The organism is Rariglobus hedericola, from assembly GCF_007559335.1.
In the GTDB taxonomy this organism is placed as follows: domain Bacteria; phylum Verrucomicrobiota; class Verrucomicrobiia; order Opitutales; family Opitutaceae; genus Rariglobus; species Rariglobus hedericola.
In genome coordinates this window covers 1,369,561-1,393,790 of the sequence record NZ_VMBG01000001.1, presented here as the reverse complement: position 1 = coordinate 1,393,790, position 24,230 = coordinate 1,369,561, and the positions used below count along the sequence as shown (strand labels likewise).

The following is a 24,230-nucleotide window of genomic DNA, read 5'->3' as shown; positions in this document are numbered from 1 at the left end:
GCAGTTTTCCGTATCATGAAAAAATCATTCGTCATTCTCGCCGCCCTGGTCGCCGCCGCTTCCGTGCAGGCCCAGAAGCTCGTCATCAAGGGCTCCGATACCCTCGGTGCAAAATTGGTGCCCATGCTCTCCGAAGAGTATAAGGCCAGCCACCCCGGCGTCTCGTTCGAAATCGCCGCTGAAGGTTCCACCACCGGCATCGCCGCCATCACCGACGGCACCGCCGCCATCGGCATGTCGTCCCGCCGCGCCAAGTCCACCGAGGTCTCCGCCGCCGCCGCCAAGGGCGTCGCCATGAAGCCCACGATCGTCTGCTACGACGGCATGGCTGTCATCGTGAACGAGAACAATCCCATCACCACGCTCACCAAGCGCCAGGTTGAACAGATCTTCACCGGCGACGTCACCGATTGGTCCGCTGTCGGCGGCAAGCCCGGCAAGTTCTCGCTCTACACCCGCAACACCTCCTCCGGCACCTACTCGGACTGGAAGGACCTCGCCATGAAGAAGCGCGACTACGCCTCCACCTCCCAGAAGATGGCCGGCAACGAGCAGATCGCCGCTGAAATCGGCAAGAATGCCAACGGCATCGGCTACGTCGGCGTCGCCTACATCCACGCTCCCGGCGTGAAGGTGATCCCGATCGAAGGCCACCTGCCCACCAAGGAAGAGGTTCTCTCCAAGAAGTATCCCTACGCCCGTCCGAACTTCTACTACACCAACGGCGAACCCTCCGGCGAAGCCGCGAAGTTCATCGAGTTCACGCACAGCGAAGCCGGTCAAAAGATCGTCGAGAAGGTCGGGTTCATCCCGGTCAAGTAAGCGTTTCCATGTGTTTTGTGTAGGTTTGTAACGGTATTGTCACAGAGGCCCGCTTGACGGTTTTTCAGGCGGGCCTCTGCTTTTTTAACGGACGCAACTACGCGCCATTCTCCCTTTTCCACCACTTTCGCCGCCCTCGTTTCGCATGTTGACCGCGCCCGTCACACCTCCGCCGCAGAAGCAGCCTCTGCCGCCCAAGCCGTTCCTTATTCAAAAGGAGCGCACCCGCTTTTTCGGCCTCACTCTGGACGAGACAATCCGCGCCTTTTTCGGCGGCAACGCCTTCATGGCGGTCGTCGTTCTCGCGCTGATCACGGTGTTTCTTTTCCGCGAAGGCTCCGCCTTCTTCGGTCAGAACCGTGAGAGCATTACTCTCTACCGCACCGCGGGTCTCGAATACGTGGACTACATGCGCGCCGACCAGGAAGGGCACACCGCACTCACGCGTTATCTCTTCGATATTCGCATGCGCGCCGTGAAGCAGATGACGGAAAACGAAGGCCTCTCGCTGGCCGATGCCAATGCGAAGCTCGCCGCGTTCGACGATTTTTCCGGACGTTACAGCGACACCATCGAGCCCGTGCGCGGACTCGTTTCCGAACTCACCGATGTCGCCGTCGCCATCAAGGAAAAGTATAAAATCAACGAGGACGCCAAGAAGGAACGCGCCCAGTTTCTCGCCGCCGGCATGACCGCCGAGGCCGATGCGGTGAACATCATCACCGTCGATTTTAAGACGGAGCTGGCTCCCTTGGTTGGCGTCACCCCGGCCTACGTTGAGGCCGCCAATGGTGTGGCCACCGCCATCAAAGACGTGCTCGCCACCGCTCCCGTGTTGTCCGTGCCCGAACTCGAAACGCGCATGACCCGTTTCAAAGAGCTCAACGCCGACTACCTCGCTACCTTCCCCGAGACACGCCGCAAGCTGGAGTCGTGGGACTACCAGAAGCCTGTTCCGCTCCTCGACACCGTCACCGGGTTTCTCTTCGGCAAGGAATGGCTCACCGCCAGCTTCTGGCAGGATTGGTATGGAGTCGTTCCTCTCTTCATCGGCTCGCTGATGGTCTCGGTGATCGCGCTTTTCCTCGCCGTGCCGCTCGGGGTTGGCGCCGCGATCTACATTAACCAGTTTGCCAGTGTCCGTGAGCAAAAACTCATCAAGCCCGCTATCGAGTTCATCTCGGCGATTCCTTCGGTGGTGCTCGGTTTCTTCGGCATCGCCGTGCTGGGCCAGGTCCTCCGCGCCTTGTCTCAGATCGAGGCACTGAGCTGGGTCCCAGGCTTTCCGTTCTCCGAGCGTCTCAATGCGTTGACCGCCGGCTGTCTGCTCGCGCTCATCGCCGTGCCGACGATCTTCACCCTCGCCGAAGATGCGCTGAACAATGTGCCGCGTTCGTTTAAAGAAGCGTCCTTCGCCCTCGGTGCCTCACGCATGCAGACGATTCTCCGCATCATCGTTCCGGCTTCGCTCTCCGGTATCGTTTCGGCGATCCTTCTGGGTCTCGGTCGCGTGATCGGCGAGACGATGGTCGTGCTTCTGTGCGCCGGTAATCGTATCGCGATTCCCGACTTCACCAAGGGCCTGACCGCCTTCGTCCAGCCGGTGCACACCATGACCGGCATCATTGCCCAGGAGATGGGTGAGGTGGTCCGTGGTGAGATCCACTACCGCGCTCTCTTTATGGTCGGCCTCGTCCTTTTCTTCATCGCCCTGCTGATCAACTTCCTCGCGCAAAAGATCGTGCGCAAATACCGCGTGTCCATCGGCTGAGCCTGTTACCATGAGCACTCCTATTAATCCTTTCGCCACCAAGCCCAGCCGCAGCCGTTCCTTCGAGAAGGTCATTCTCGGCGTTTTCCGCTTCGCGACATATTTCGTGCTGCTGTGCGGCGTCATCGTTTTCGCCGACATCATCTTCAAAGGCCTGCCGACCGTCACCAACGCATTCAAGACCACCTCGTCGTTTCCCTACGTCACCAACACATTTCTCTTCGAAGCCCCTGAGTCGCTCTACGTTTTCGAGCACAACGGCCAGAAGATGGAGATGGGTGACAAGGAGTATCGCGCCTTCCGTGAGTCGGAAACCGCCAAGGCCGCCTCTGCCGGACAGCCCGCACCGGTCTTCAAATCCTCCAGCTACGTTTACTCCGCGGGCGGGATCTGGCCGTGCATCGTGGGCACCGTGTTGCTCGTGGTGGGCTCGATGACGATCGCGCTTTTCCTCGGTGTGTGCAGTGCGATCTACCTGAATGAATATGCGAAGGACGGGACGGTCGTGCGCTTCATCCGTCTCGCGATTCTCAATCTCGCCGGCGTGCCTTCGATCGTTTTCGGCCTCTTCGGCTTCGGCATGTTTGTCATTTTCTTCGACTGGAACGTCTCGCTTCTCGCCGGCTGGTTCACGCTCGCTTTCATGGTGTTGCCCGTGGTCATCACGGCCTCCGAGGAATCGCTCAAGGCCGTGCCCAAGGGCTTCCGTGAGGGCTCGCTCGCGCTCGGCGCCACCAAGTGGCAGACGATCCGCAAGAACGTGCTGCCTTACGCCCTCCCGGGCATTTTGACTTCCTCCATTTTGGGTATCGCCCGTGTCGCCGGCGAAACCGCACCGATCATGTTCACCGCCGCCTACGTCGTCCGCGACAAGCTGCCGTGGGACGTCGAGAAGGTCAGCGACTTCTTTTTCCAAGGCGTGATGGCGCTGCCGTATCACATCTACGTGGTCTCCTCGAAGATCCCGCAGAATGAATACACCGCACGCGTCCAATACGGCACCGCCTTCGTCTTTCTGGGCATCGTCGCCCTCATCGCCACCGCCTCCATCATTTTCCGCAACAAGCTCCGCAGCCGCTACCAATGGTAACCGCCTCCACACTTCTCACCGCCGCGCCCATGGAAACTCCCTCCGCCACTCCCGCCTCCCGTTCTTTTCAGGTGCCCACCCGCGCCACTGATAAAGAAAAGGCCGACACCCTCATTGAGATCGATAATTTCGATTTCTACTACGGTGCCAAACAGGCGCTTTTCGACATCAACCTGAAGCTCGACGACAAGCGCGTCACCGCGTTCATCGGACCGTCCGGTTGCGGTAAATCCACGTTGCTGCGCTGCCTCAACCGCATGAACGATCTCATCGACGGCACCAGCGTGAAGCGCGGTGGCGTCAAGATCCGCGGCGTCGACATCAACGGTCGCGACGTCGATTCCATCGAGCTGCGCAAACGCGTCGGCATGGTTTTCCAGAAGTCCAATCCCTTCCCGAAATCCATCTACGAAAACGTCATTTACGGCCTGCGCATCCAGGGTGAAACCAACAAGGCAAAGCTCGACGAAGTGGTTGAGAAATCCCTGCGCGGCGCCGCGCTGTGGGACGAGGTTAAGGACCGCCTGCACGAGAGCGGCCTCGGCCTCTCGGGCGGACAACAGCAGCGCCTCTGCATCGCCCGCACGATCGCCGTTTCCCCCGAGGTCATCCTCATGGACGAGCCTTGCTCCGCACTGGATCCCATCGCGACCGCCAAGGTCGAGGAACTCATCCACGATCTGAAGAAAGAGTTCACCATTATCATCGTGACGCACTCGATGCAGCAGGCCGCCCGTTGCTCCGACAAGACCGCGTTCTTCTACATGGGCAAGTTGATTGAATATGCCGACACCCGCACGATCTTCATGAACCCCGGCAACCCCCAGACCGAAGCCTACGTCTCGGGTCGCTTTGGCTGAGTTTTCTTAACACAGAGGACTCAGAGATCGCGGAGTTTTAAACTTCCGTCTCTGTGTTCTCCGTGACCCCTGTGTTTAATTTTCAATTTATTCTATGAAACGTTTTTTTGACGCCGAACTCGAAACCTTCCGCTCCCATCTGATGATCATGGGCGAGACCGCCATCCGCCAGGTGCGCGATTCGCTCAAGGCGCTCGTCGATGCCGACGTGGCGCTGGCTGATCGCGTGATCGCGGCCGACGACGAGCTCGACAACCTGGAGATGAGCATCGACGACGAGGCCATTCGCTACATGAACCTGCGCGCTCCCGTCGCGACCGAACTGCGTCTCGTGATCGTCGGCATGAAGGCTTCGCACGATCTCGAGCGCGTGGGCGACGAATGCACCACGATCGCCAAGCGGGCCGTGCGCCTCGCCGGTTCGCCTCCGCTCAAGGCTTACGTCGACATCCCTCGCATGGCCAACATCGCGGTCGAGATGCTGCGCGACGCGATGGATTGTTTCCTTCACGGCGACACCGACAAGGCGCTCGCCATCGTTCGTCGCGACTCCGAGGTCGATGCGATCAACAAGCAGCTCTACCGTGAGCTGAGCAGCTTCATGATCGAGAATCCCGCTACGACCACGCGTGCGCTGGAACTCATGTTCATCTCGAAGTCGATCGAGCGCATCGCCGACCACGCCTGCAATATCGCCGAGGAAATGGTGTTCCTCGCGAAGGCCCAGGACATCCGCCACCGCGAAGAGCTCAAGAAGGGCTGAGCATTCGCCAATACGGGCACAAAAAAGCGCGGCTTTGAAAGCCGCGCTTTTTTAGTATCCAGCCGAGTGCAAGCAGCGGCAGACCAGATAACCGAGCAGACCGGTGATCGGCAGGGTGAGCACCCACGCCCACACGATTCGGGAAACGACACCCCATTTGACGGCGCTGAGGCGCTTGGTGGCGCCGACGCCCATGATGGATGTCGAGATGACGTGCGTGGTCGAAAGCGGGATGCCGATGTGCGACGCCACGCCGATGATGGCTGCTGCGGTGGTCTCGGCGGCGAAGCCGTGGATGGGCTGAAGTTTCACCATCTTGTGGCCCATCGTCTTGATGATGCGCCAGCCGCCGCCGGCGGTGCCCGCGGCCATCACAATGGCGCAGGTGAGCATGACCCAGCGATGAACTTCAAACTCCGGCGTGCGCAAAAAATGAAGCCAGGACGGCACATCGTCGAACGCGCCTGCCTGCGTGCCGGTGAACAACGCGAGGGCGATGATGCCCATGGTTTTTTGCGCGTCGTTGGTGCCGTGGGAAAAGCCCATCCAGCTCGCGCTGACGATCTGCAGCTTGCCAAACCATTTGTTGATGAAGTGCGGCGTCGCGCGCTTGAGCACGGCGTAGAGAAACAGCATGAGCAACCCGCCGCCGACGAAACCGATGAGCGGAGAGAGCAGCATCGGCATGACGATCTTGGGCCAGATGCCGATGTGTTTGCCATCGACCATCTCGCTCCAGTGAAGCACGCCCCAGTTGCCCTTGGCGGTGGCGAGTGCCGCGCCGCACAAGCCGCCGACCAGCGCGTGGCTGGAGCTGGAGGGCAGACCGAGCCACCACGTGAAGAGGCCCCAGATGATCGCACTGATCAACGCCGCCAGGATGGTCGGCATGGTAGCGACGTTGGCATCCACGAGGCCGCCGCCGATGGTCTTGGCGACGGCGGTGCCCATGAGCGCGCCGAGCAGATTGAAAAACGCCGCCATCATGATGGCCTGGCGGGGTGTGAGCACCTTGGTCGAGACGACCGTGGCGATGGCGTTGGCCGCGTCGTGGAAACCGTTGATGTATTCAAACACCAAGGCCGCGAACAGAACGATCAGGAAAAGCGTCATGGGACGGACGGGCGGACGCTTACGAGTATTTCAGCACGATCTGGAAAACGACGGCTCCGGCGTCGCGACAGCGATCCACGGCTTTCTCCATCATTTCGAAAAGATCCTGGAGAATCATCGTCTCCTTGGCGTCATACGGACCGTTGTAGAGATCTTTGATCAGGCCGAGCATGACCTTGTCGGCCTCGCCCTCGGCGAATTGCAGGCGCTCGTTGGCTTCCTGCACGTTTTCCAACTTTGCGCCGCGGCGCAGCTGTTTCACCATGAAGGCGACCGCTTCGCCGGCCTGGCAGAGGAGGGCGGCCTGGCGCTGAAAACCCTCGGTGGGCACGCGACCGGGATAAATGGAGAGACGCTCGACCAGCTTCTCGACGATCTTCGGGATGCGGTAGAGGGCGAGGGAAAGGGATTCGATGTCTTCGCGCTCGATGGGCGTGACGAAGGTTTTGCAGAGTTCCTCGGTGATCTGCTGGGTGATGCGCTTGTCCTTGCGGCGGCTCTGGATGAACTCGTCGAGGTCATTGGCCGAGGTAAAGGCCTGGCTGCGTTGGAGGTAGCTGGCCAGCAGCTTGGTGCTGGTGAGCGCTTCTTCCGCGCTGGCTTCGAGAAGGTCGTAGAACTTCTCGTCTTTACCAAAGAGTTTTTTGAGCGAGAGCATGGCAAGTCATGCGGTAGCAGTCCTGTCACATTTGTAAACACCGGCTTTTTGGGCCGATTCAGGTCTTTCCCCGCAACTGGGACCAAGTTGCCCCGATCACCTCGTAAACCGCCTTGGTGCTCCGTTCCAAACCGCCGACATTCCATGTGAAAAAATCAAAGAATCGGGGGTGAATATCACGTCCCGCGTAGTCGGCCGGGCAGGCGACTGCATCGATTCCCTGGCGGCGACACAGTGCCATTGCTCGCGGCAGGTGCCACGCCGAGGTGACCAATGCCACGGGGGCGTCGCCGGCGAGTGCGCGGATGGCCACGGCTTCCTGCTCGGTGTCGCGTGCGCTGGAGATTTCCAAAATACGCTCGCGCGGCACGCCGAGTGACACGGCGACATCCGCCAGCAAGCGTGCGTGCGACGGCCCGCCGATGGCTGCATCGTTTGGCCCGCTCACGATCAGGCGGGCCTGCGGCATCTGTCGCACCAATCGAACACCCTCGACGATCCGTGACAACGCCGAGGCGCTCAGCTGGTTGTTGGCCGGCCATTCCGGCGCATGGGTATTGCCTCCGCCGAGCACCACTACGAATTCGCAACGCGCGAGATCATCGGGCAGGGGGGCGCCCGCCGTGAGCGTGGGTTGCGACGGGTATTCGGCTTCGAGTCCGCGCACGAACCAGGTGCCGATACCGGAGTTGCTACACACGAGCAGCCAGAGTCCGCCAACCAGTGCGAATCCGCGGCCGAGTCGTTTCCGCCGGGTGAAACGCATCAACACCACGCCGCCGATGATCAATGCGACTGACAACGGCAGCGGCATGAGCCAGTAGCCCGCGACTTTCTTTAACCAGAACAACATGGTGCGCAGCGTGGAGCTGAACTCCGTTCGCGCCCAACAAAAAACCGAGCCGCGTGCCGAGGGCGCGAAGGGCTCACGAACGCTGGTCGAGCACGTTGCCCGGCACGCGGTTCATGCCGATCCAGTAGCGTTCGAGCATCGGAATCATTTCAACCAGCACCTTGGTATCGACGGGTTTTACCAGATAGGAATTCGCGCCGAGTGCATACGCACGGGACACATCGGTATCGAACATCGAGGTCGTTAGCATGACGACGGGCACGTTTTTAAACTGTGGATGCTTACGGATCCATTCGAGCACCTCAAAACCCGAAACGGAGGGCATGTTGATGTCCAAAATCACCAAGGCGGGAATCGGGTGTTGCTGACGATCGGCATACGGGCCGGTGCCCGAAAAGTATTCAATCGCCTCGCGACCGTCGCGGGCGAATTGCAGGGCGAACGTGGCGGCGGCGCGCTTGCAGGCGACTTTGAAAATCAGGATTTCGTCTTCTCCATCTTCGACCAAGAGAACGGTTTTCGGCTGCGCTGAGATATGACCCCGAGATTCTCTGCCGACATGGTCCGCCGGATCTCTAAATGAGGACGCAAGCGGCTTTTCTTGGTGAGTCATGGACAGGAAATGGAATCGAGCTGGAAGCGTTCTGCGCAATCAACGGCCCACAGACAATCCTGCATTCGCAGAGATGATACCTGAACTGATTTTAGTTGGCCGATGGAATCTCCGGCCGGGTCGGATTATTGCCGACAAATCATGGTGGAGCAGATCGGGATCAAACCGACGACCTCGTCATTGCGAACGACGCGCTCTATCAACTGAGCTACTGCCCCATGCAGGAAGGGGATGTTTTGGGGAGACGACTCGTGCGAGTAAACATCAATTTTCAGGAGCTCGCTTTGAGTAATTTGACGGAACGGTAAAATATGCGCGCCGCGATGGTTTGGTCTCCAATTTGCTATTGAAGCTCAAAACTGACGGCCAACACTCAGGCCGACTCGTATTAAAAATTAACGTCTGAATTGAAGTCATGAAGAAATCCACGGTCAAAGCCGCCAAGCCAACCGCAACCGCCAAAAAAGCTCCCGCCAAAGCCGCCAAAAAGCCGGTGGCTGCCCCGGTGAAGCGTTCCGTCGCTCCCGCCAAAGCTCCTGCGGTGAAGAAGGCTCCTTCGGCCAAAGCACCTGCTGTGAAAGCCTCCGCCGCCAAGCAGTCCGCCACGGTGATCACTGCTCTCATCGACATCGGTTTCGGCAACACGCTTTACGTGCGCGGCGAAGGTGCCGGCCTGAGCTGGGATGCGGGCATCGCGCTCGACTGCGTCTCCGACGACAAGTGGAGCATCTCGCTTCCGGCTTCCAGCAAGCCCGTGGTCTACAAACTTCTCATCAACGACCTCAGCTGGTCCGAGGGTGCTGATTTTATCGCCGAGTCCGGCGTGAAGGCCTCGGTGGTTCCTTCGTTCTAAACGACTGCCCGTCCGCCGACGGGATCGGGGCTCATCGCCAGCAAGCGCGCCTGCAATGTCAGGGCGCTTGCTTCGCGATCACCCAAGGTAGCGCTGGGCACTTCAGCGCAGTAAACGCGAATGCGTGAAAAAGGACGCGGCAGGTGAAAGCGGTCCCAGCTCGGCAGTTGCCAAGAAGTTTCGTAGGCACAGCCCAACAGCAGCAGCGGTGCCTGCACGCGGCGCGCGACGATCAGTCCGCCAGCTTTGAATTCGTAGATGGGACCGCGCGGTCCGTCGGGTGTGATGCCGATGTCGTTGCCCGCCCTCATCACGTCAACGAGCGCGGTGACGGCTTCACGTCCCAGTTTATGACTGGATCCGCGCACGGCACGGATGCCTATCAAGGAGAAGAACGCTTCCAGCCACGCGCCGTCTTTACTCGGACTGACCAAGCCGTAAACCGGCCGGCCCTGGCGATAGCGGCGGAAAATCTCGGCGGTGATAAAGAGCCGGTTGTGCCAAAGCGTGAAAGCGACGGGCTGGTCGATTTTGGATACGGCGCGAAGTGACTCCGGCGACATTTCCAAGTGCAGCGATCGTCCCCACAACTGCATGAGCAGACCCAGCGGCCAGAGCGCAGCCCGACGCCAGCCGCGCAGGCCGTGGATCTTGGATGGGCGCGTGGGGAGTGACATGAAGCGCGGATGTTGGCCTGCGAATGCCCGCGCCGCCAAGCGAAAGTTCATTCAACTCATTCAGCTGACGCGACGTGGCGCGCGGCTTGCATGTTGGCGCTCGACGGCTCGCGGGTTTAGCCGCCAATCTTTCTTTAACTAATGCACTCTTTTTTCGGTATCGCGTTGGAGGTTTTCATCGTCCTCGCCCTGGTGGCCGCCAATGGTTTTTTCGTGGCGGCGGAATTCGCGCTCGTGAAAGTTCGCGCGAGCCAGCTTCAGCCGATGGTGAAAACCGGAGGCTGGCGGGTGAAATTCGCGCTCGCCGCGACCAACAAGCTCGATGCCGCGCTCTCGGCCACGCAGCTCGGCATCACGCTGGCGAGTCTCGGTCTCGGCTGGGTCGGCGAGCCGTTTATCGCGCATCGTATCGCTCCGTTGATGGGGAAGTTTGGTATCACCGAGGCCAGCACGGTGTCGTCGGTTTCCTTCATCGTGGCGTTTTTGGTGATCACGTTTCTCCACATTATTTTTGGCGAGCTGGCACCGAAGTCACTGGCGATTCAGCGGCCTAAGGCGGTTTCACTGGCCACGGCGGCACCGCTCATCGTTTTTTATTACATTCTGTTTCCGTTCATCTGGACGCTGAATGGCACCGCCAATCTTTTCCTAAAATGGGCGGGGCTTGATCCGGCGGGCGAGGGCGAGGGCGCGTTCAGTTCGGAGGAACTGGAATACGTGTTGAGCCATGCGCGTCATTCGCATCCGGGCGATTCGTTGATCAACAAACTCATGATCCGTTCGCTGCGTCTGCGTGAAATCCGCGCGCACCAGATCATGCGTCCGCGTGAACAGATCGTGGCGTTGTGGATTGATAAGCCGATGGAAGAAAATCTGCGCATCGCCCAGATGAGCGGCCACAGCCGGTTTCCGGTGTGCCGGGGCGATTCGTTTGACCAGGCGGAAGGCGTGCTGCTCGTGCGCGAGTGGTTGTGGCAGATCCACGCGCTTGGGCCGCAGGCCTCGTTTGAGCCGTTGGTGCGCCCGGTGATCACGTTCACGCTGAAGACGCCGATTCACACGATGCTCGAGCTGTTCCGTTCCTCGCGTAATCACCTCGCGCTCGTGCTCGACGATGCGGGCAACACCGCGGGCATCGTGAGCTTTGAGGACGTGCTCGAGGAAATCGTCGGCGATATCCGCGACGAATTCGATATCGAGCACGGGCCGATTTTTGAGCTCAACGAGCAGTTCATCGTCGTGAGCGGCGCGCTCACCATGCGCGAATTGCAGGCGGAAACCGGCTGGACGTTTGAATGGCAACCGAAGGAGACGGTCGCGCTCTGGACGCAGCGTCAATTTGGCGGTCTGCCCAAGCGCGGCGAGACAATCACGGTCGGAGATTATCTCGTGACCGTGGTCGATGTTCACGCCGAGCGCGTGCGCCGTGTGAAAGTGCAGCGACTGGCTCCGGCCGCCGAATAACCGGCGACCGGGATCGCTCAGGGCCCGAGTGCTTCGGGACTGGGCGCGACGGGCTCGGATAGCCCGCCGGTGTGGGTGATGCCCTCGCTCGGTGAACCTGTGTCAGGGTTGCCTGCTGAAAGGTGGGCTGAGTTCGCCGGACCTTGGACCATTTCCTGGAGGTGAACCCAGAAGTTATCGGAGAGCTCGTGGTGAACGCCCCAGTGAAGACGATGAGAAGAAAGAAAAGACATGGTGTGGAATGCTGCGGTTGCCTGATGCGATTTCAGGACGGTTGCTGACAGGAGCAGGGAGCGGAGCGCACAGGCTCCGTCCGCGTAAACGGCGGGGGCTATCTCAGGCCAGGGCCGGCGGACCGCAGATCAACGGCAGTCCGATTTCATCCAAGCATCGGGCGTGGAACTCACGTTCATTGATACGTCCGCAAATTCTGAAGGCGGGATCGGGGAACCGGTCCGGCTGTTCGGGGAGCATGAGTCCGGTCGGTTGCCGGTCTGCTTCGCTTTTTTTATCCTCGGTTTTCTTAAGGTCCGAAAGCGTGAAGTCGCTGATCAAGGGCAACGGACGCTCTTGAAGCTGATTCAGGCAGCGGGTCGTTTCCTCACGGGGCGACGACGTTGAAGCTTGAATCTGCGGGCACATCAAGGTGACCGCGACCCAGAGCAAGGACAGCCAATGTCCGCAGAGCTTCATGCCTCTATTAAGCATTGGCGATGCCAGTTATTAAACCGGCTAAACGCATGGTCGCGCAATCCATTCATGCCGAGCGTCGCCCGGATTTCAGATATATATCGTGTTCATAACGATTAATTTCTAAAATGGCCGAATCTGCCGAAAACACGGCTGTATTATACCTGAATCCTACCGATTATATGAGAGACGATTATCTGAAAAACGCACTGTTGGTCATTTCCGACCCCAATATTCTGATCAACGTCATCTCGCTTCGCGTGAAACAACTGCGCCGTGGCAGCCGTCCGTTGGTCGAGTCATTGGAAAAACTGTCTCCGGAAGACACCGCGCTGCGTGAAGTTGCCGAAGGCAAGATCACTTATCAGCTGGCGACGGCCGAAGAGTTGGCGCGTCTCTAACTACGTGGGTCTTCCGACTCAGGTCGGATTGACGGTGTAGGGCGGCTCGGTCTGCACCGTCGTGCGGTTATCGAGCCGCTTCGAGAAATCGAGCGGGTCGCCGACGCCGACCGTGCCGCGGGCCACTTGATAGGCCCAGACTTGGAAGTAAGTGAGCATCGCACCGCCGTAGATGGTGGAAAATGCGCCGTCCACGGCATCCTGTCCGCAGGAGATTTTGATGCGACCGATGCGAGGCTTGTGAAAGCGTGCGTCCGTCGTGAACCAGTGTCCGCCGAGATAGACTTCGGCGTAGGCATGGAAATCCATGTGGTTCTCCGGATCAGGGACGCCGACATCGGGCATGTGTCCGGTGACATAGCGGGCGGGAATGTTGAACGTGCGATTGAGCGCGATGGCCAGATGGGCGAAGTCGCGACACACGCCGTAACCGCGTTGCAGGATATCCCACGCGGAGAGATCGGAGCGGCCCGACATGTAGCGATACTCGATGTTGTCGTGAATCCACTGGCTGATGGCCGTGACGCGCGGCAAGCCGTGTTCAACCTGGCCGAATTTCTGCCACGCGAAATCAGTCAGCTTGTCGGAATCGCAATAGCGGCTCGGCAAAACGTAGCGGAGCAGATCGGCGGGAATGGCATCGGGCGCGAGTGGCTCGGAGTCGGGCAGGTCTTGGTTGTCGGGGTGCGAAGAGACGGCGACGATGGCGTCGTGACGGAAAAAATTGGTGCCGGGCGCCAGCTTCACGCGATGAACGCGGTTGCCGTGACTGTCGGTGAATTGCTCGGAGGGAAGGTTGTCGCCCAGCGTGAGTGCTTCGAAGACGACCGCATGATTGCGATCGGGGAGAGGTTGCAAATTCAGGAGGAGCGAAGCTGTGCCGGTGACCTCATAAGAGAGGCTGCAGCCGACGCGTAAGGTGAGGTCGAAGGGAGGAGAGATCAAAATAGGAATGAAGCGATTCGTCTGAAGCCGGATGATGTTAGCAGGAACTGCTCCATGGCGACGGACATCTGGACCTCGATTATCGCCGCCGGTTCTGCCGCACGCGATGGATACCTCCGCAATAAGTGATTTAATGGTAACTCGTGCTCAGGCCAAACGGTTTGAAGCACCCGCGCGAAGGCGGCCTGGCTGGTGGAAACGAAAAAGCCCGTTTCGTGAGAAACGGGCTTCGCCAAAATGGCGGGATGAACGGGACTCGAACCCGCGACCTTCTGCGTGACAGGCAGACGCTCTAACCAGCTGAGCTATCACCCCGGAAAGGGGAAAGGGGGCTGAACGTAGAATCCGATTAACGACTGTCAAGCGTCCTTTCGGACGTTTTCTTTTCTTATTTAAATCGCCCCGGAAAACGGTTCGCAGCCTTGCAGGACGCTGCGCCAAACAGTGGTTTCGCCGGGCAGTCCGTGATGATCGAGGCCGGTGGCGATTTCGTTTTCGGTGGGCTCGGTCACGGCGTGGCGGGGATCGGCGGGCAGGTGGGGCAGCAAACGACGGGCGAGCGCCCAGCAGGCCCAGGCGCGCCAGCGACGTTCATCGCGACGCGGGGCCTTGAGGCGATCGGCGTAGTGTTGGAAATGAACGCGCGGGTTGCCGATGAACACGTCGGCCGGCGTGTGGGTGAGGAACCAGGCCATGGCGGCGTAGGGCATCGGCCAGGTTTGAACGGCGATGTCGGTGGCGCGCACATCGGCGCCCATCGCGCGGTCGAGGCACAGGATCGCGCGGGCGGCGTAACCCTGTTGCCAGAGGTAGTGGCCGTATTCGAGGGCCGTGAGATAGAAATCAATGTCGCGCGAATCGCCGTGTGAGTTGAAGTCCCGCCAGTCCATTTTTTCACGGGGCTTGGGCAGGTGCGGACAAGGAGGCAGGGAAACGCTCATGAGGAAGCGTGTTGGTATCGTTGAGAGGCGCGCGCGGTCAACGCCCGCCTTTGCCCTTGTCGCGTGGGAGGTGGACCGATAACGCTCGGTGGCTTCTCAAGGGCGCCTGTAGCTCAGCTGGATAGAGCACCTGCCTTCTAAGCTGGTGGTCGTGGGTTCGAATCCCGCCAGGCGCGCCATTTTCGTAAGTTGGCTGTTGCCAGCTTCGCAAAACACTTGAGGTTTTTCGGCATGGTTAAAATCACCGGCGAATACCAGGGCGACTTGCATTGCGTCGCCACGCACGGACCGTCCGGAACTATGTTGGTCACCGATGCGCCGAAGGATAATCAGGGCCGCGGCGAAGCGTTTTCCCCGACGGACTTGGTGGCGACGTCACTGGCCACTTGTATCGCCACGACGATGGCGATCATCGCGCGCAAGCACGGCGTCGAACTCAAGGGACTGCGTTACGAAGTGACGAAAGAGATGTCCACCGATGCGCCGCGACGCATCGTGCGGCTCGCCACGACGGTGTGGTTGCCGATCGCGCGCACCGATGACCTGGCAAAGCTGCTCGAGCACGCCGCGCATCACTGCCCGGTGCATCAGAGTCTCCATCCGCAGGTGGATAAACCGGTGGTGTTTCATTGGGCCGAATGATTTCAGGCATGGAAAAAACGTTCATCACGACGACGCCCGTCCAAGGCGTAGCGACTACTGGTGCACCGGCGGGCTTGGGCGGCATGCTCACGGAATTCTGGGCGAGCTCCTCCATCGGACTGTGTCTCACGGATGACCGCGGGATCATCGTTTCGACGAACACTGCGTTTGCCGAGGCGGTGGGCTACGCAGTCGATGAGTTGGCGGGGCTCCACATCATGCGGTTGTTTGCGGCGGAGGCCGCGGTGCGCGGTTCGGTTGCGCATGCATCGTTCATCGCGGGAAATGATCAGGCCACGGCGGAGACCACGTATCTTCATCGCAGCGGGCGGCCATTATTTGCGCATGCTTCCGACACGCGGGTGCACTCGCTGGATGGTCGGGTATATCGCGTCACGACGTTGATTGATCTCAGCCGGCAGGTCGGTGGCGTGCAGCAGTTGCGACAGAACCAGCAGGCGGAAAACTTCACCGCGCTGGCATCCGACATCAGCAACGATTTCAACAACCTGCTTTCGATCATCCTCGGCTACACGGCGTTTTTGCAGGACGGCACGCTCGATGTGAACCGTCTCAACACCGCGGTTGGTGGCATCGATCACGCGGTGCGCCGTGCGGCCAATCTGATCCGCCAGACGCTGCACTTGTCGCGTCGTGACGAGCTGTGTTTTCAACGCATCGCGGTGGGCGAATTTGTGCGCGAATTTTTTCGCATGGCCGGCGAGACGCTGACGCCGGGTATCGAAGTGCGGCTCGATCTGGCGCAGGATTTGCCGCCGGTGTCGCTCGATCCGCAACAGTTTCACCACGTGCTCGCCAATCTCGGCCAGAAGGCGCGCGATCTTACCGGCGAGGGGGGACGCATTACATTTACGACCCGCCAGGTGGACGGGGCCGAGGTGCGCACGAAGTTTTCCGATGCGCGGGAGCCGTCGTATGTGACGCTCACGTTGCGCGTCGAGCCGTCGGTCGATGCGTTTGTCGTAGGAGAGAATCCGGGGACCTGGGATGCCGCGGTGCGTTTCTCCGAACGCCGGCGCGATCTGGCGGTGCTCGTGGTGCACAGCATCATGGCCAGCCACCGCGCTCACTTGGAAATCGACACATGGTCCGGGCCGGCGCTGGTGTTCCGTCTTTATCTGCCGGCATTGATCGAGGCGGCGCCTGCACCCGAGTTACCCGTGCCGGTGGCACCCGCGGCGTCGGCCCCCGAGCGAATCGTGCTGGTCGTGGATGATGAAGACACGTTGCTGCAGGCGCTGAGCTTTTTGCTCACGCGAAACGGTTTCACGGTGTTGAAGGCCCGCGATGGCGTGGAGGCGGTGGACGAGTTCACCCGCAACGCCGAACGCATCGCGCTCGTGGTGATCGATCTCGGCCTGCCGCGCATGAGCGGATGGGAGGCGTTTTTGAAAATCAAAGATCATACGCCCTCCGTGAATGCGGTGATCATGAGCGGACACTTGGAAGCGAATCTGAAGACCGAGATCCTTCGGGCCGGCGCAAAAGGCTACTTGCAAAAGCCCTTCGCGATGAGCGAGGCACTGGCCGAGGTGAACCGGTTTTTCAAGACCGTCACCTGATCGGAGCTTATTTCGCATTGCGCAGGGTGGGGCGGGCGCGTGTGCTCACGGTTCATTTTTATGGCGAAGAAATCCCAAGCGACCTGGGGCGGACGGTTCACCGCCGGCCCCGCCGATCTGATGTTGAAATTTAGCGAGTCCGTCTCGTTCGATCACCGGCTCGCGCCGTTCGACATCGCCGGCAGCAAAGCCCACTCGGCCATGCTGGCGCATGTCGGCCTGATCACCGCCAAGGAGCGCGATTCGATTCACTCCGGCCTCGACGCCATTCTCGCGCAGATCGCGGCGGGCAAGTTCACTTGGAGCACGCAGCTCGAAGACGTTCACATGAACATCGAGCAGGCGCTCACGAAAAACGTGCCCGCCGCCGCCAAATTACACACCGCCCGCAGCCGCAACGACCAGGTTGCGACCGATATGCGCCTGTGGTTCAAACACGCTTGCGCCGTCCTCGCCGACAAAATTCTCGGCGCCCAACGCGCCATCCTCTCCGTGGCGAAACGCGACGGCGACGTGCTCATCCCCGGTTACACGCACCTCCAGCGCGCCCAGCCGGTTTTCCTTTCGCATCACCTCTTCGCCTACCTTGAAATGCTGGAGCGCGACCGCGCCCGTTTCGTCGAGGTGGCCGATCATGCCAACTGGTGCCCGCTCGGGTCTGGCGCCATCGCCGGCACCACGCTGCCCATCGACCGTGAATTCACCGCGAAACAACTCGGGTTCGTTGATGCCAAGGGTCGTCCGCGCGTCACGCAGAACTCCATGGACACGGTGGCCGACCGCGACCTGTTCATCGAGTTTGCGACGGCTTGCGCGCTCTTCGGCGTGCACATGTCGCGTATCGCCGAGGACCTCATCATCTGGTCCAGCGTCGAGTTTAAGTTCATCGATCTGCCGGACACGTTCTGCACCGGCTCCTCGTTGATGCCGCAGAAAAAGAACCCCGATTCCTGCGAACTTCTTCGCGGCAAGTCGGCGCGTCTTCAGGGTAATCTTCACACGCTCTTCGTCCTCACGAAGGGTCTGCCGCTTACCTACAATCGCGATTTGCAAGAGGACAAGCCGCCGGTGTTTGACAGCTTTGACCAGACTGCGCTCTCCGCCGATGTGCTCGCCGGCACGATCGAAGGACTGACAGTTTTCCGTGCGCGTTGCGCCGAAGCCGTGGCCGATCCCGCGCTGCTGGCGACCGATCTTGCCGATTATCTCGTGGATCGCGGCGTTCCTTTCCGCGAAGCCCATCACGCGGTGGGTTCGGTCGTGAAACTCGCCGAGACGCTGAAGCTTCCTCTCGATAAACTGCCCACTGCCGAGGTGAAAAAAATCCACGCCGGCTATGGCGATGACTGGGCCGTGGTGTTCGACTTGAAGCGCGCCATGGAAAAACGTCGCGGCACCGGCATGCCCGGCCCCGCGCAAGTGAAGAAGCAGTTCGCGCGTTGGGCCAAAGTGCTGGGCTGACCGGAGTCCGCCCGCACCAGTCGCGGCAATTGCTCATGGCCAAAGTCCGCATCCTCTCCGACCGGGTCGCCAATCAAATCGCCGCAGGCGAAGTGATCGAGCGTCCGGCAGCGGTGGTGAAAGAGCTCGTCGAGAATGCAGTCGATGCCGGTGCGACACGCATCGAGGTCGAGTTCCGGCATGGCGGGCGTTCGTTGATGAGTGTAGAGGACAACGGCCATGGCATGTCGCGCGATGATGCGCTGCTCGCGCTTGAGCGCCACGCGACCAGCAAGATCAGCGAGGCCGATGATCTCAACCGTCTCGCGAGTTTCGGTTTTCGCGGCGAAGCACTGCCGTCCATCGCGAGTGTATCCCGTTTTATACTACAAACTCGCGAGGCCGGCACGGACGTGGGTTCGGAGATTCTCGTCAACGGCGGCAAGTTTGTGCACGTGCGGGACTGCGGTCGTCCGGTGGGCACGCGCATCGAGGTGTCGCAGCTGTTCAACTCGGTTCCTGCCCGCCGCAAGTTTCTCAAGACCGACCAGACCGAGGCCGCGCACATCATCACCGGCGTGCGGCTCTACGCCTTGGCGTTTCCGCAGGTCGCCTTCACGTTGATCGAAGATGGACGGGTGATTTTTCGTTCTCCGGAATGCGTTGATCTGCTGGGACGCGTGACGGAAATTTTTGGACGTCAGCTCGCCGGCCAGCTCACCCCGATTGATGTCTCGGAGAATGGCATGCGCTTGAGCGGCTTGATCGGTTTGCCGGGGCAGGGGAGATCGTCGCGCCATGAGATGATCACGTTCATCAACCAACGTCCTGTGGACAGCCGTGCGATCAACTACGCGTTGATCGAGAGTTACCATGAATCGTTGCCAAAGGGGCGGTATCCGCTGGCGTTTGTCTTCTTTGAACTCGATCCGGCGGCGGTCGACGTGAATGTGCATCCATCGAAGCGCGAAGTGCGTTTTCGCTCTGAAACAGCAGTGCGTGGCTTCATTATTCGCAGTGTGCTGATGCGGTTGCGCGAGCTCGGCGAGGTGAGTGTGCCGGTTGCTCCCGAAGTATTTGTTCCGGTGGCGGCGCGGAGTATTACGCTGCCGCCTTTTGCGATGAGAACGCCGGTTGTGCCATCGCCGACGACTGCGCCGAAACTCGCTCCGGTCCTGCCAGCGCGCGTGGAGCGACGAATGGATGATCAGGCGCCGCAGGTTTTGCCGGAAATCGTTCGCCCGATTTCGCCGCCGGTGGTTTCGGCACCGGCGTGGCGATTCTTGGGTTTGGCTCACGGCAGCTACGGTCTGTTTGAAACGAAAGCCGGACTCGTGCTGCTGGATCGTCGGGCGGCGCATGAACGCATCTGGTTCGAGCGCCTGCAGGCCCAGTTTAGTGAAGGCGCGGTGCCGAGTCAGCGTTTGCTGCTGCCGATTCCTGTTGAGCTGGACCCGATCGCGAGCGCGTTGCTGCTGGACCGGCTGGAGTTTCTCAACGGCCACGGGTTCGAAGTCGTTGAGTTTGGCCGTAATTTTTTCCGAATCGAAGGCGTGCCGGCGTGGATGGAGCCGGCCGATTCAGAGCCCTTTGTGCGTGAATTGCTGGGGGCTTTGCGAGACGGACAATTGCAGGAGCGCAAACTCGATGTCGCGCGGGAGCAACTTGCACGACTGGCGGCCTCACGTGCGATTCGCCTGGGCGAGGTTGTCAGCGAGGAGGCGATGCAGTCGCTCGTGGCTCAATTGTTCGCCTGCCGGGCTCCTTTGACCAGTCCGGGCGGCACGCCGACCCACATCGAATTCAGTCATGGGGAGCTTTCCCGACGCTTTCAGCGGTAACATTTCGGTGACGCACCCCGGTTTCCGCCTGTTTTAAATTTTTTATCGTAGAAAGAACCTGACCAACCGCTTCCGGCTGGCACGCTTCTTGGTTAATCACTTCCTTCTTTATAACGCATGCCCGCTCCTAAAAAATCCACGTCGAAGACCGCTCCTGCCATTGCTCCTGCTTCCGCACCGGTCTCGCCGGCCGCGGTTCCGCAGCGACGCTCCACGGATGACCCCGTGCAGTCCTTGCAGCAGGCCATCCTTCGCAACCTCACTTCGGCACTCGCTCGTGACCGGGTCACCGCCAAGCCGCGTGACTGGTGGATCGCCACCTCGCTGGCCGTCCGCGAACAGATCCTTACCCGCCTGATCAAGACCCAGGGCGTCCATAACAAAGAGAATGTCCGCCGTCTTTATTACCTCTCCCTCGAGTATCTGATGGGCCGTCTGTTTGAGAATAATCTCTACAATACCGGTCTCTATGATGAAGCCCGCACCGCGTTGAAAGACCTCGGCGTTGACTGGGAGTCCGTTCGCGAGAGCGAAGTGGACATGGGCTTGGGCAACGGCGGTCTCGGCCGTCTTGCCGCGTGTTTCCTCGACTCGCTCGCCACGCTGGATTTCCCCGCGATCGGCTACGGCATCCATTACGAATTCGGTCTCTTCAAGCAGGAGTTCGTCCACGGTCATCAGGTGGAGCATCCGGACAACTGGATGATTTTCGGAACCCCGTGGGAAGTCGTCCGTCCCGAATACACGACCGACGTCAAAATCTACGGCCGCGTCGAAAACGTCTTCGACAACAACGGCAACTCACACCCGCGCTGGACCGACACCAAGACCATTCTCGGCGTCCCCTACGACATTCCGATCGCCGGTTACGGCACCGCCACGGTCAACTTGCTCCGCCTCTGGGCCTCGCGCTCGACCGAGGAATTCGACTTGGTGGCGTTCAACAGCGGCGGCTATGTGGATGCCGTCCGCGAGAAAGCCATCGGCGAAACCGTTTCGAAGGTTCTTTACCCGAATGACAAGACTGAGAACGGCAAGGAACTGCGTCTGGTGCAGCAGTATTTCTTCGTTTCGTGCTCACTCCGCGACATCATCCGCCGTCACTTCCGCCACGAGGGCAACTCGTGGGAAAACTTCGACGACAAGGTCGCCGTCCAGCTCAACGACACGCATCCCGCCGTCGCCGTCGCCGAGCTTCTCCGCATCCTCCTCGACGAACATAATTTCGCTTGGGAAAAAGCCTGGTCGATCGTCACCAACACCTTCGGCTACACTAATCACACGCTGCTTCCCGAAGCCTTGGAAAAGTGGGGCGTTCCGCTCTTCACGCGTGTGCTCCCGCGCCACACCCAGATCGTTTACGAGATCAACCGCCGCCTGATGGAAGTGGTCGAGGCCAAGTGGCCGGGTGACAACAAAAAGAAAGCCATCCTCTCCCTCGTCGAAGAGGGCGGTGCCAAGGCCTTCCGCATGGCCAATCTCGCGGTGGTCGGTTCGCACGCCGTCAACGGTGTCGCCGCGCTGCACACCGAACTCCTGAAGAAGGATCTCTTCCCCGATTTCGACAATCTCTACCCGGGCAAATTCCAGAACAAGACCAACGGCATCACGCCGCGTCGCTGGCTGCTCGATTGTAATCCGCGCCTCACCAAACTCATCACCGAAAAACTCGGTTCGCCCACCATCTGGGCCCGCGATCTCGACGTCCTCCGCGGACTCGAAAAATTCGCCGACGACAAGGCCTTCCAGAAGGAGTTCATGGCGATCAAGCGCGCCAACAAGCAGGACCTCGCGACGGTCATCAAAGCCGATTGCGGCGTCGATGTGTCGCCCGATGCGCTCTTCGACGTGCAGATCAAGCGCCTCCATGAATACAAGCGCCAGCACTTGAACCTGCTGCACATCCTCACGCTTTACCGCCGCCTGTTGCAGAACCCGTCGCTCGACATCGTGCCTCGCGTATTCGTCTTCGGCGCCAAGGCCGCTCCCGGCTACGACCTCGCGAAAAACATTATTCGCGCGATCAACGTCATCGGCGACCGCATCAACAAGGACGACCGCATCAATGGGAAATTGAAGGTCGCCTTCCTGCCCAACTACCGCGTCTCGCTCGCCGAGAAGATCATTCCCGCCTCCGATCTTTCGGAGCAGATCTCGACCGCCGGCAAGGAAGCTTCCGGCACGGGCAACATGAAGCTCGCCCTCAACGGTTCGCTCACCATCGGCACGCTCGATGGCGCCAATGTCGAAATCGGCGAGGAAGTCGGTGACGACAACATCTTCATCTTCGGCCTCAAGGTGCCCGACGTGGAGAAACTGGACGCCGAGGGCTACAACCCTTGGAACTACTACGGTGCCGACGACGAACTCCGCGCCATTGTCGATTGGCTCGGTTCCGATTACTTCACTCCGGGCGAAAGCCATGCCTTCGGCGCGCTGCACCACAGCCTGCTAGACGGTGGCGATCCCTACAAGGTGCTGGCCGATTATCGCAGCTACGTGCAGGCGCAGGAGAAGGTCGATGCGGCTTATCGCGACACCTCGCGCTGGGCGAAGATGGCGATCCTCAACACGGCCCGTGTCGGCAAGTTCTCGAGCGATCGCACCATCCGCGAATACGCCAAGGACATCTGGTCGCTGCCCTCGGTGGCGATCTGAGTTCATTCGTTCCTGCAAAGGCCCGACCTCGTGTCGGGCCTTTCTTGTTTATGTAAGTGCAAAAAGGCGTTGCTCCGCCTCTGTGCGCCTTGCTGACTGCTTGCTTCCAATCATGGCCAAACCTCCGTTGATCGAAGAATTTGAGCGTGCCGGACAGGGGCACGTTTTTGCGTTTTATAACGAACTCACCCCCAATGAGCAGCAGCATCTGCTCTCCGAGGCGGCCGAGATTGATCTCACCGAGGTTGATCGTCTCACGCGCACGTTGCTGGCCAAGGGCGCAACGGCAGGCATCGATCTGACCGGACTCGCTCCCGCTCCGTATGAGTGCCGTCCCGAAAACGGTGGCGATGCCGCAGCTTGGGCTTCGGCTAAAACCACCGGTGAAGCCGCGCTCAAGGCCGGCCGAGTCGCTGCCTTCACGGTTGCCGGCGGACAGGGCACGCGCCTCGGTTATGACGGACCCAAGGGCACCTTTCCGGTGACGCCCATCAAGCAGAAGACGCTTTTCCAAGTGTTTGCTGAAAAGGTCCGCGCCGCCGGTGTGCGCTACGGCAAGCCGATCCACTGGTTCATCATGACCAGCAACGCGAATCACGGTCAGACCGAGTCGTTTTTCAAGGATAACGGCTTCTTTGGTCTGGCCGAAGACCACGTTCATTTCTTCCGCCAGGGACGCATGCCCGCCGTTACGATCGAGGGCAAAATCATGTTGGAAACGAAGAGCACCATTGCCATGTCGCCCGACGGACACGGCGGCTCGCTCCGCGCCTTGGATCGCAGTGGCGCGCTCGATCTCATGGCCAAGGAAGGCATCGATATCCTCAGCTATTTCCAGGTGGATAACCCGCTGGTGCGCGGCATCGATCCGACTTTCATCGGCTGGCACATCCTGCGCGGCTCCGAGATGTCCAGCAAGATGGTCGCCAAGGCCTACGCGGGCGAAAAGGTGGGGCACTTCTGCACCCAGCACGGCAAGAATATCGTGATCGAATACTCCGACCTGCCCAAGGAGTATCAGGAGCAGATCGACCCCGTGACCGGCGCGCTACGCTACATTGCCGGCAGCATAGCTATCCATATTTTGGATACGAAATTTATCCGGCGCATGGCGCATGGTGACGATTCGCTGCCCTTCCACCGTGCAGATAAAAAGATTCCCACCGTGGATGCTGCCGGCAATCCTGTGAAGCCCGACAAGGCTAATGGCGTGAAATTCGAGATGTTCGTTTTCGATGCGCTGCCCTTTGCCAATAATCCCGTGGTCATCGAGACGCGGCGCCAAGACGATTTCTCCCCGGTGAAAAATGCCGAGGGTCTCGATTCTCCCAAGACCTGCAGCGACGACCAGCTCCGCCAGTTCGCACGCTGGCTTAAGCAGAACAATGCTGCAGTCACCACCGATGACACGGGCCTGCCGTCCGTAGCCATCGAGGTGTCGCCGCTGTTCGGTTACGACGAAGACTCTTTTGCCGATGCCTGGAATAAATTTCCGGCCAAGCCCGCCATCACCGCCGGTCTGTATCTCGAATAATCACCCAAACGCCACCCG

23 protein-coding genes and 3 tRNA genes are annotated in these 24,230 nt (G+C 60.0%); 15 read left to right on the top strand and 11 right to left on the bottom strand.

Going from position 1 to position 24,230, the window contains the following annotated elements:
• Positions 1-15: 15 nt before the first annotated feature.
• The 5 genes from FPL22_RS06100 (at position 16) to phoU (ending at position 5,306) form a co-directional block, all read left to right on the top strand.
• The gene (locus FPL22_RS06100) at positions 16-822 is read left to right on the top strand and encodes a phosphate ABC transporter substrate-binding protein (RefSeq protein ID WP_144229214.1); all 807 of its coding nucleotides are present in this window, start codon (positions 16-18) and stop codon (positions 820-822) included.
• Between the two features lie 145 nt (positions 823-967).
• Complete coding sequence (gene pstC, locus FPL22_RS06095; RefSeq protein WP_144229213.1) at positions 968-2,593, top strand: phosphate ABC transporter permease subunit PstC; 1,626 nt, start codon at positions 968-970, stop codon at positions 2,591-2,593.
• A 10-nt stretch (positions 2,594-2,603) separates the two neighbouring features.
• Positions 2,604-3,683: a phosphate ABC transporter permease PstA gene (gene pstA, locus FPL22_RS06090; RefSeq protein WP_144229212.1), complete on the top strand. Its 1,080-nt coding sequence runs from the start codon at positions 2,604-2,606 to the stop codon at positions 3,681-3,683.
• Between the two features lie 29 nt (positions 3,684-3,712).
• Positions 3,713-4,543: a phosphate ABC transporter ATP-binding protein PstB gene (gene pstB / locus FPL22_RS06085; protein ID WP_203235120.1), complete on the top strand. Its 831-nt coding sequence runs from the start codon at positions 3,713-3,715 to the stop codon at positions 4,541-4,543.
• A gap of 94 nt (positions 4,544-4,637) precedes the next feature.
• Positions 4,638-5,306: a phosphate signaling complex protein PhoU gene (gene phoU, locus FPL22_RS06080; RefSeq protein ID WP_144229210.1), complete on the top strand. Its 669-nt coding sequence runs from the start codon at positions 4,638-4,640 to the stop codon at positions 5,304-5,306.
• 51 nt (positions 5,307-5,357) lie between these two features.
• On the opposite strand, the gene FPL22_RS06075 is transcribed toward phoU, so the two are convergent.
• From FPL22_RS06075 to FPL22_RS06055, 5 genes are all read right to left on the bottom strand, one after another.
• Positions 5,358-6,419, bottom strand: a complete 1,062-nt coding sequence (locus tag FPL22_RS06075; RefSeq protein WP_144229209.1) for an inorganic phosphate transporter — start codon at positions 6,417-6,419, stop codon at positions 5,358-5,360.
• A gap of 19 nt (positions 6,420-6,438) precedes the next feature.
• A complete protein-coding gene (locus tag FPL22_RS06070; RefSeq protein ID WP_144229208.1) occupies positions 6,439-7,077 on the bottom strand; it encodes a DUF47 domain-containing protein in 639 nt (212 codons plus the stop codon).
• 58 nt (positions 7,078-7,135) lie between these two features.
• A complete protein-coding gene (locus FPL22_RS06065) occupies positions 7,136-7,930 on the bottom strand; it encodes an ElyC/SanA/YdcF family protein (RefSeq protein ID WP_144229207.1) in 795 nt (264 codons plus the stop codon).
• Positions 7,931-8,003: 73 nt separating this feature from the next.
• Positions 8,004-8,438: a response regulator gene (locus FPL22_RS06060; protein ID WP_203235119.1), complete on the bottom strand. Its 435-nt coding sequence runs from the start codon at positions 8,436-8,438 to the stop codon at positions 8,004-8,006.
• A gap of 247 nt (positions 8,439-8,685) precedes the next feature.
• Positions 8,686-8,761 (bottom strand) — tRNA-Ala (locus FPL22_RS06055).
• A gap of 197 nt (positions 8,762-8,958) precedes the next feature.
• Between FPL22_RS06055 and FPL22_RS06050 the strand changes: the two genes are divergently transcribed.
• Positions 8,959-9,396, top strand: coding sequence for a CBM20 domain-containing protein (locus FPL22_RS06050; protein ID WP_144229205.1), 438 nt, complete (start codon positions 8,959-8,961; stop codon positions 9,394-9,396).
• Here the strand turns inward: FPL22_RS06050 and FPL22_RS06045 are convergent.
• Positions 9,393-10,073, bottom strand: a complete 681-nt coding sequence (locus FPL22_RS06045) for a lysophospholipid acyltransferase family protein (RefSeq protein WP_162525210.1) — start codon at positions 10,071-10,073, stop codon at positions 9,393-9,395. The two genes, FPL22_RS06050 and FPL22_RS06045, sit on opposite strands and share 4 nt — an antisense overlap.
• 141 nt (positions 10,074-10,214) lie before the next feature.
• Here FPL22_RS06045 and FPL22_RS06040 point away from each other — a divergent pair, with 141 nt between their 5' ends.
• Positions 10,215-11,537 carry a hemolysin family protein gene (locus FPL22_RS06040; protein ID WP_144229203.1) on the top strand — a complete coding sequence of 441 codons (1,323 nt, stop codon included), beginning with the start codon at positions 10,215-10,217 and terminating at the stop codon, positions 11,535-11,537.
• Positions 11,538-11,554: 17 nt separating this feature from the next.
• Here the strand turns inward: FPL22_RS06040 and FPL22_RS06035 are convergent, their stop codons facing one another.
• Both FPL22_RS06035 and FPL22_RS06030 read right to left on the bottom strand, forming a co-directional pair.
• Positions 11,555-11,770 carry a hypothetical protein gene (locus FPL22_RS06035; RefSeq protein ID WP_144229202.1) on the bottom strand — a complete coding sequence of 72 codons (216 nt, stop codon included), beginning with the start codon at positions 11,768-11,770 and terminating at the stop codon, positions 11,555-11,557.
• 103 nt (positions 11,771-11,873) lie between these two features.
• Positions 11,874-12,230 carry a hypothetical protein gene (locus FPL22_RS06030; protein WP_144229201.1) on the bottom strand — a complete coding sequence of 119 codons (357 nt, stop codon included), beginning with the start codon at positions 12,228-12,230 and terminating at the stop codon, positions 11,874-11,876.
• A gap of 125 nt (positions 12,231-12,355) precedes the next feature.
• On the opposite strand from FPL22_RS06030, the gene FPL22_RS06025 reads away from it, so the two are divergent.
• Positions 12,356-12,628 carry a DNA-directed RNA polymerase subunit omega gene (locus tag FPL22_RS06025; protein ID WP_238991324.1) on the top strand — a complete coding sequence of 91 codons (273 nt, stop codon included), beginning with the start codon at positions 12,356-12,358 and terminating at the stop codon, positions 12,626-12,628.
• Between the two features lie 18 nt (positions 12,629-12,646).
• Here the strand turns inward: FPL22_RS06025 and FPL22_RS06020 are convergent, their stop codons facing one another.
• The 3 genes from FPL22_RS06020 to FPL22_RS06010 all read right to left on the bottom strand — a co-directional run bounded on the left by FPL22_RS06020 (position 12,647) and on the right by FPL22_RS06010 (position 14,514).
• On the bottom strand, positions 12,647-13,573 hold the full coding sequence (locus FPL22_RS06020) for a transglutaminase-like domain-containing protein (protein ID WP_162525209.1): 927 nt from the start codon (positions 13,571-13,573) through the stop codon (positions 12,647-12,649).
• A gap of 238 nt (positions 13,574-13,811) precedes the next feature.
• Positions 13,812-13,888 (bottom strand) — tRNA-Asp (locus tag FPL22_RS06015).
• Between the two features lie 77 nt (positions 13,889-13,965).
• Complete coding sequence (locus tag FPL22_RS06010; protein WP_238991323.1) at positions 13,966-14,514, bottom strand: hypothetical protein; 549 nt, start codon at positions 14,512-14,514, stop codon at positions 13,966-13,968.
• 102 nt (positions 14,515-14,616) lie between these two features.
• On the opposite strand from FPL22_RS06010, the gene FPL22_RS06005 reads away from it, so the two are divergent.
• The 7 genes from FPL22_RS06005 to FPL22_RS05975 all read left to right on the top strand — a co-directional run bounded on the left by FPL22_RS06005 (position 14,617) and on the right by FPL22_RS05975 (position 24,212).
• Positions 14,617-14,693: transfer RNA gene (locus FPL22_RS06005), tRNA-Arg, on the top strand.
• A gap of 52 nt (positions 14,694-14,745) precedes the next feature.
• Positions 14,746-15,156 (top strand): OsmC family protein, encoded by a 411-nt coding sequence (locus tag FPL22_RS06000; RefSeq protein WP_144229199.1) that lies wholly within the window; start codon positions 14,746-14,748, stop codon positions 15,154-15,156.
• A gap of 8 nt (positions 15,157-15,164) precedes the next feature.
• The gene (locus FPL22_RS05995; RefSeq protein WP_162525208.1) at positions 15,165-16,739 is read left to right on the top strand and encodes an ATP-binding response regulator; all 1,575 of its coding nucleotides are present in this window, start codon (positions 15,165-15,167) and stop codon (positions 16,737-16,739) included.
• A gap of 60 nt (positions 16,740-16,799) precedes the next feature.
• Positions 16,800-18,200: an argininosuccinate lyase gene (gene argH / locus FPL22_RS05990; protein WP_144229197.1), complete on the top strand. Its 1,401-nt coding sequence runs from the start codon at positions 16,800-16,802 to the stop codon at positions 18,198-18,200.
• 35 nt (positions 18,201-18,235) lie between these two features.
• Complete coding sequence (mutL, locus tag FPL22_RS05985; protein WP_144229196.1) at positions 18,236-20,020, top strand: DNA mismatch repair endonuclease MutL; 1,785 nt, start codon at positions 18,236-18,238, stop codon at positions 20,018-20,020.
• 117 nt (positions 20,021-20,137) lie between these two features.
• The gene (locus tag FPL22_RS05980; RefSeq protein WP_144229195.1) at positions 20,138-22,678 is read left to right on the top strand and encodes a glycogen/starch/alpha-glucan phosphorylase; all 2,541 of its coding nucleotides are present in this window, start codon (positions 20,138-20,140) and stop codon (positions 22,676-22,678) included.
• A gap of 112 nt (positions 22,679-22,790) precedes the next feature.
• The gene (locus FPL22_RS05975; RefSeq protein ID WP_144229194.1) at positions 22,791-24,212 is read left to right on the top strand and encodes a UTP--glucose-1-phosphate uridylyltransferase; all 1,422 of its coding nucleotides are present in this window, start codon (positions 22,791-22,793) and stop codon (positions 24,210-24,212) included.
• The last annotated feature ends 18 nt before the right edge of the window (positions 24,213-24,230 follow it).

Bases quoted from the DNA above. Each gene is read 5' to 3' on its own strand.
- FPL22_RS06050 (WP_144229205.1), top strand. From the start codon at position 8,959: ATGAAGAAATCCACGGTCAAAGCCGCCAAGCCAACCGCAACCGCCAAA.
- FPL22_RS06035 (WP_144229202.1), bottom strand. From the start codon at position 11,770: ATGTCTTTTCTTTCTTCTCATCGTCTTCACTGGGGCGTTCACCACGAG.
- FPL22_RS06065 (WP_144229207.1), bottom strand. From the start codon at position 7,930: ATGTTGTTCTGGTTAAAGAAAGTCGCGGGCTACTGGCTCATGCCGCTG.
- mutL (WP_144229196.1), top strand. From the start codon at position 18,236: ATGGCCAAAGTCCGCATCCTCTCCGACCGGGTCGCCAATCAAATCGCC.
- FPL22_RS06025 (WP_238991324.1), top strand. From the start codon at position 12,356: ATGGCCGAATCTGCCGAAAACACGGCTGTATTATACCTGAATCCTACC.
- FPL22_RS06040 (WP_144229203.1), top strand. From the start codon at position 10,215: ATGCACTCTTTTTTCGGTATCGCGTTGGAGGTTTTCATCGTCCTCGCC.
- FPL22_RS05980 (WP_144229195.1), top strand. From the start codon at position 20,138: ATGCCCGCTCCTAAAAAATCCACGTCGAAGACCGCTCCTGCCATTGCT.
- FPL22_RS06075 (WP_144229209.1), bottom strand. From the start codon at position 6,419: ATGACGCTTTTCCTGATCGTTCTGTTCGCGGCCTTGGTGTTTGAATAC.
- pstA (WP_144229212.1), top strand. From the start codon at position 2,604: ATGAGCACTCCTATTAATCCTTTCGCCACCAAGCCCAGCCGCAGCCGT.
- FPL22_RS06045 (WP_162525210.1), bottom strand. From the start codon at position 10,073: ATGTCACTCCCCACGCGCCCATCCAAGATCCACGGCCTGCGCGGCTGG.
- FPL22_RS05975 (WP_144229194.1), top strand. From the start codon at position 22,791: ATGGCCAAACCTCCGTTGATCGAAGAATTTGAGCGTGCCGGACAGGGG.
- pstC (WP_144229213.1), top strand. From the start codon at position 968: ATGTTGACCGCGCCCGTCACACCTCCGCCGCAGAAGCAGCCTCTGCCG.
- FPL22_RS06070 (WP_144229208.1), bottom strand. From the start codon at position 7,077: ATGCTCTCGCTCAAAAAACTCTTTGGTAAAGACGAGAAGTTCTACGAC.
- argH (WP_144229197.1), top strand. From the start codon at position 16,800: ATGGCGAAGAAATCCCAAGCGACCTGGGGCGGACGGTTCACCGCCGGC.
- phoU (WP_144229210.1), top strand. From the start codon at position 4,638: ATGAAACGTTTTTTTGACGCCGAACTCGAAACCTTCCGCTCCCATCTG.
- FPL22_RS06000 (WP_144229199.1), top strand. From the start codon at position 14,746: ATGGTTAAAATCACCGGCGAATACCAGGGCGACTTGCATTGCGTCGCC.
- FPL22_RS05995 (WP_162525208.1), top strand. From the start codon at position 15,165: ATGGAAAAAACGTTCATCACGACGACGCCCGTCCAAGGCGTAGCGACT.
- pstB (WP_203235120.1), top strand. From the start codon at position 3,713: ATGGAAACTCCCTCCGCCACTCCCGCCTCCCGTTCTTTTCAGGTGCCC.
- FPL22_RS06010 (WP_238991323.1), bottom strand. From the start codon at position 14,514: ATGAGCGTTTCCCTGCCTCCTTGTCCGCACCTGCCCAAGCCCCGTGAA.
- FPL22_RS06030 (WP_144229201.1), bottom strand. From the start codon at position 12,230: ATGAAGCTCTGCGGACATTGGCTGTCCTTGCTCTGGGTCGCGGTCACC.
- FPL22_RS06100 (WP_144229214.1), top strand. From the start codon at position 16: ATGAAAAAATCATTCGTCATTCTCGCCGCCCTGGTCGCCGCCGCTTCC.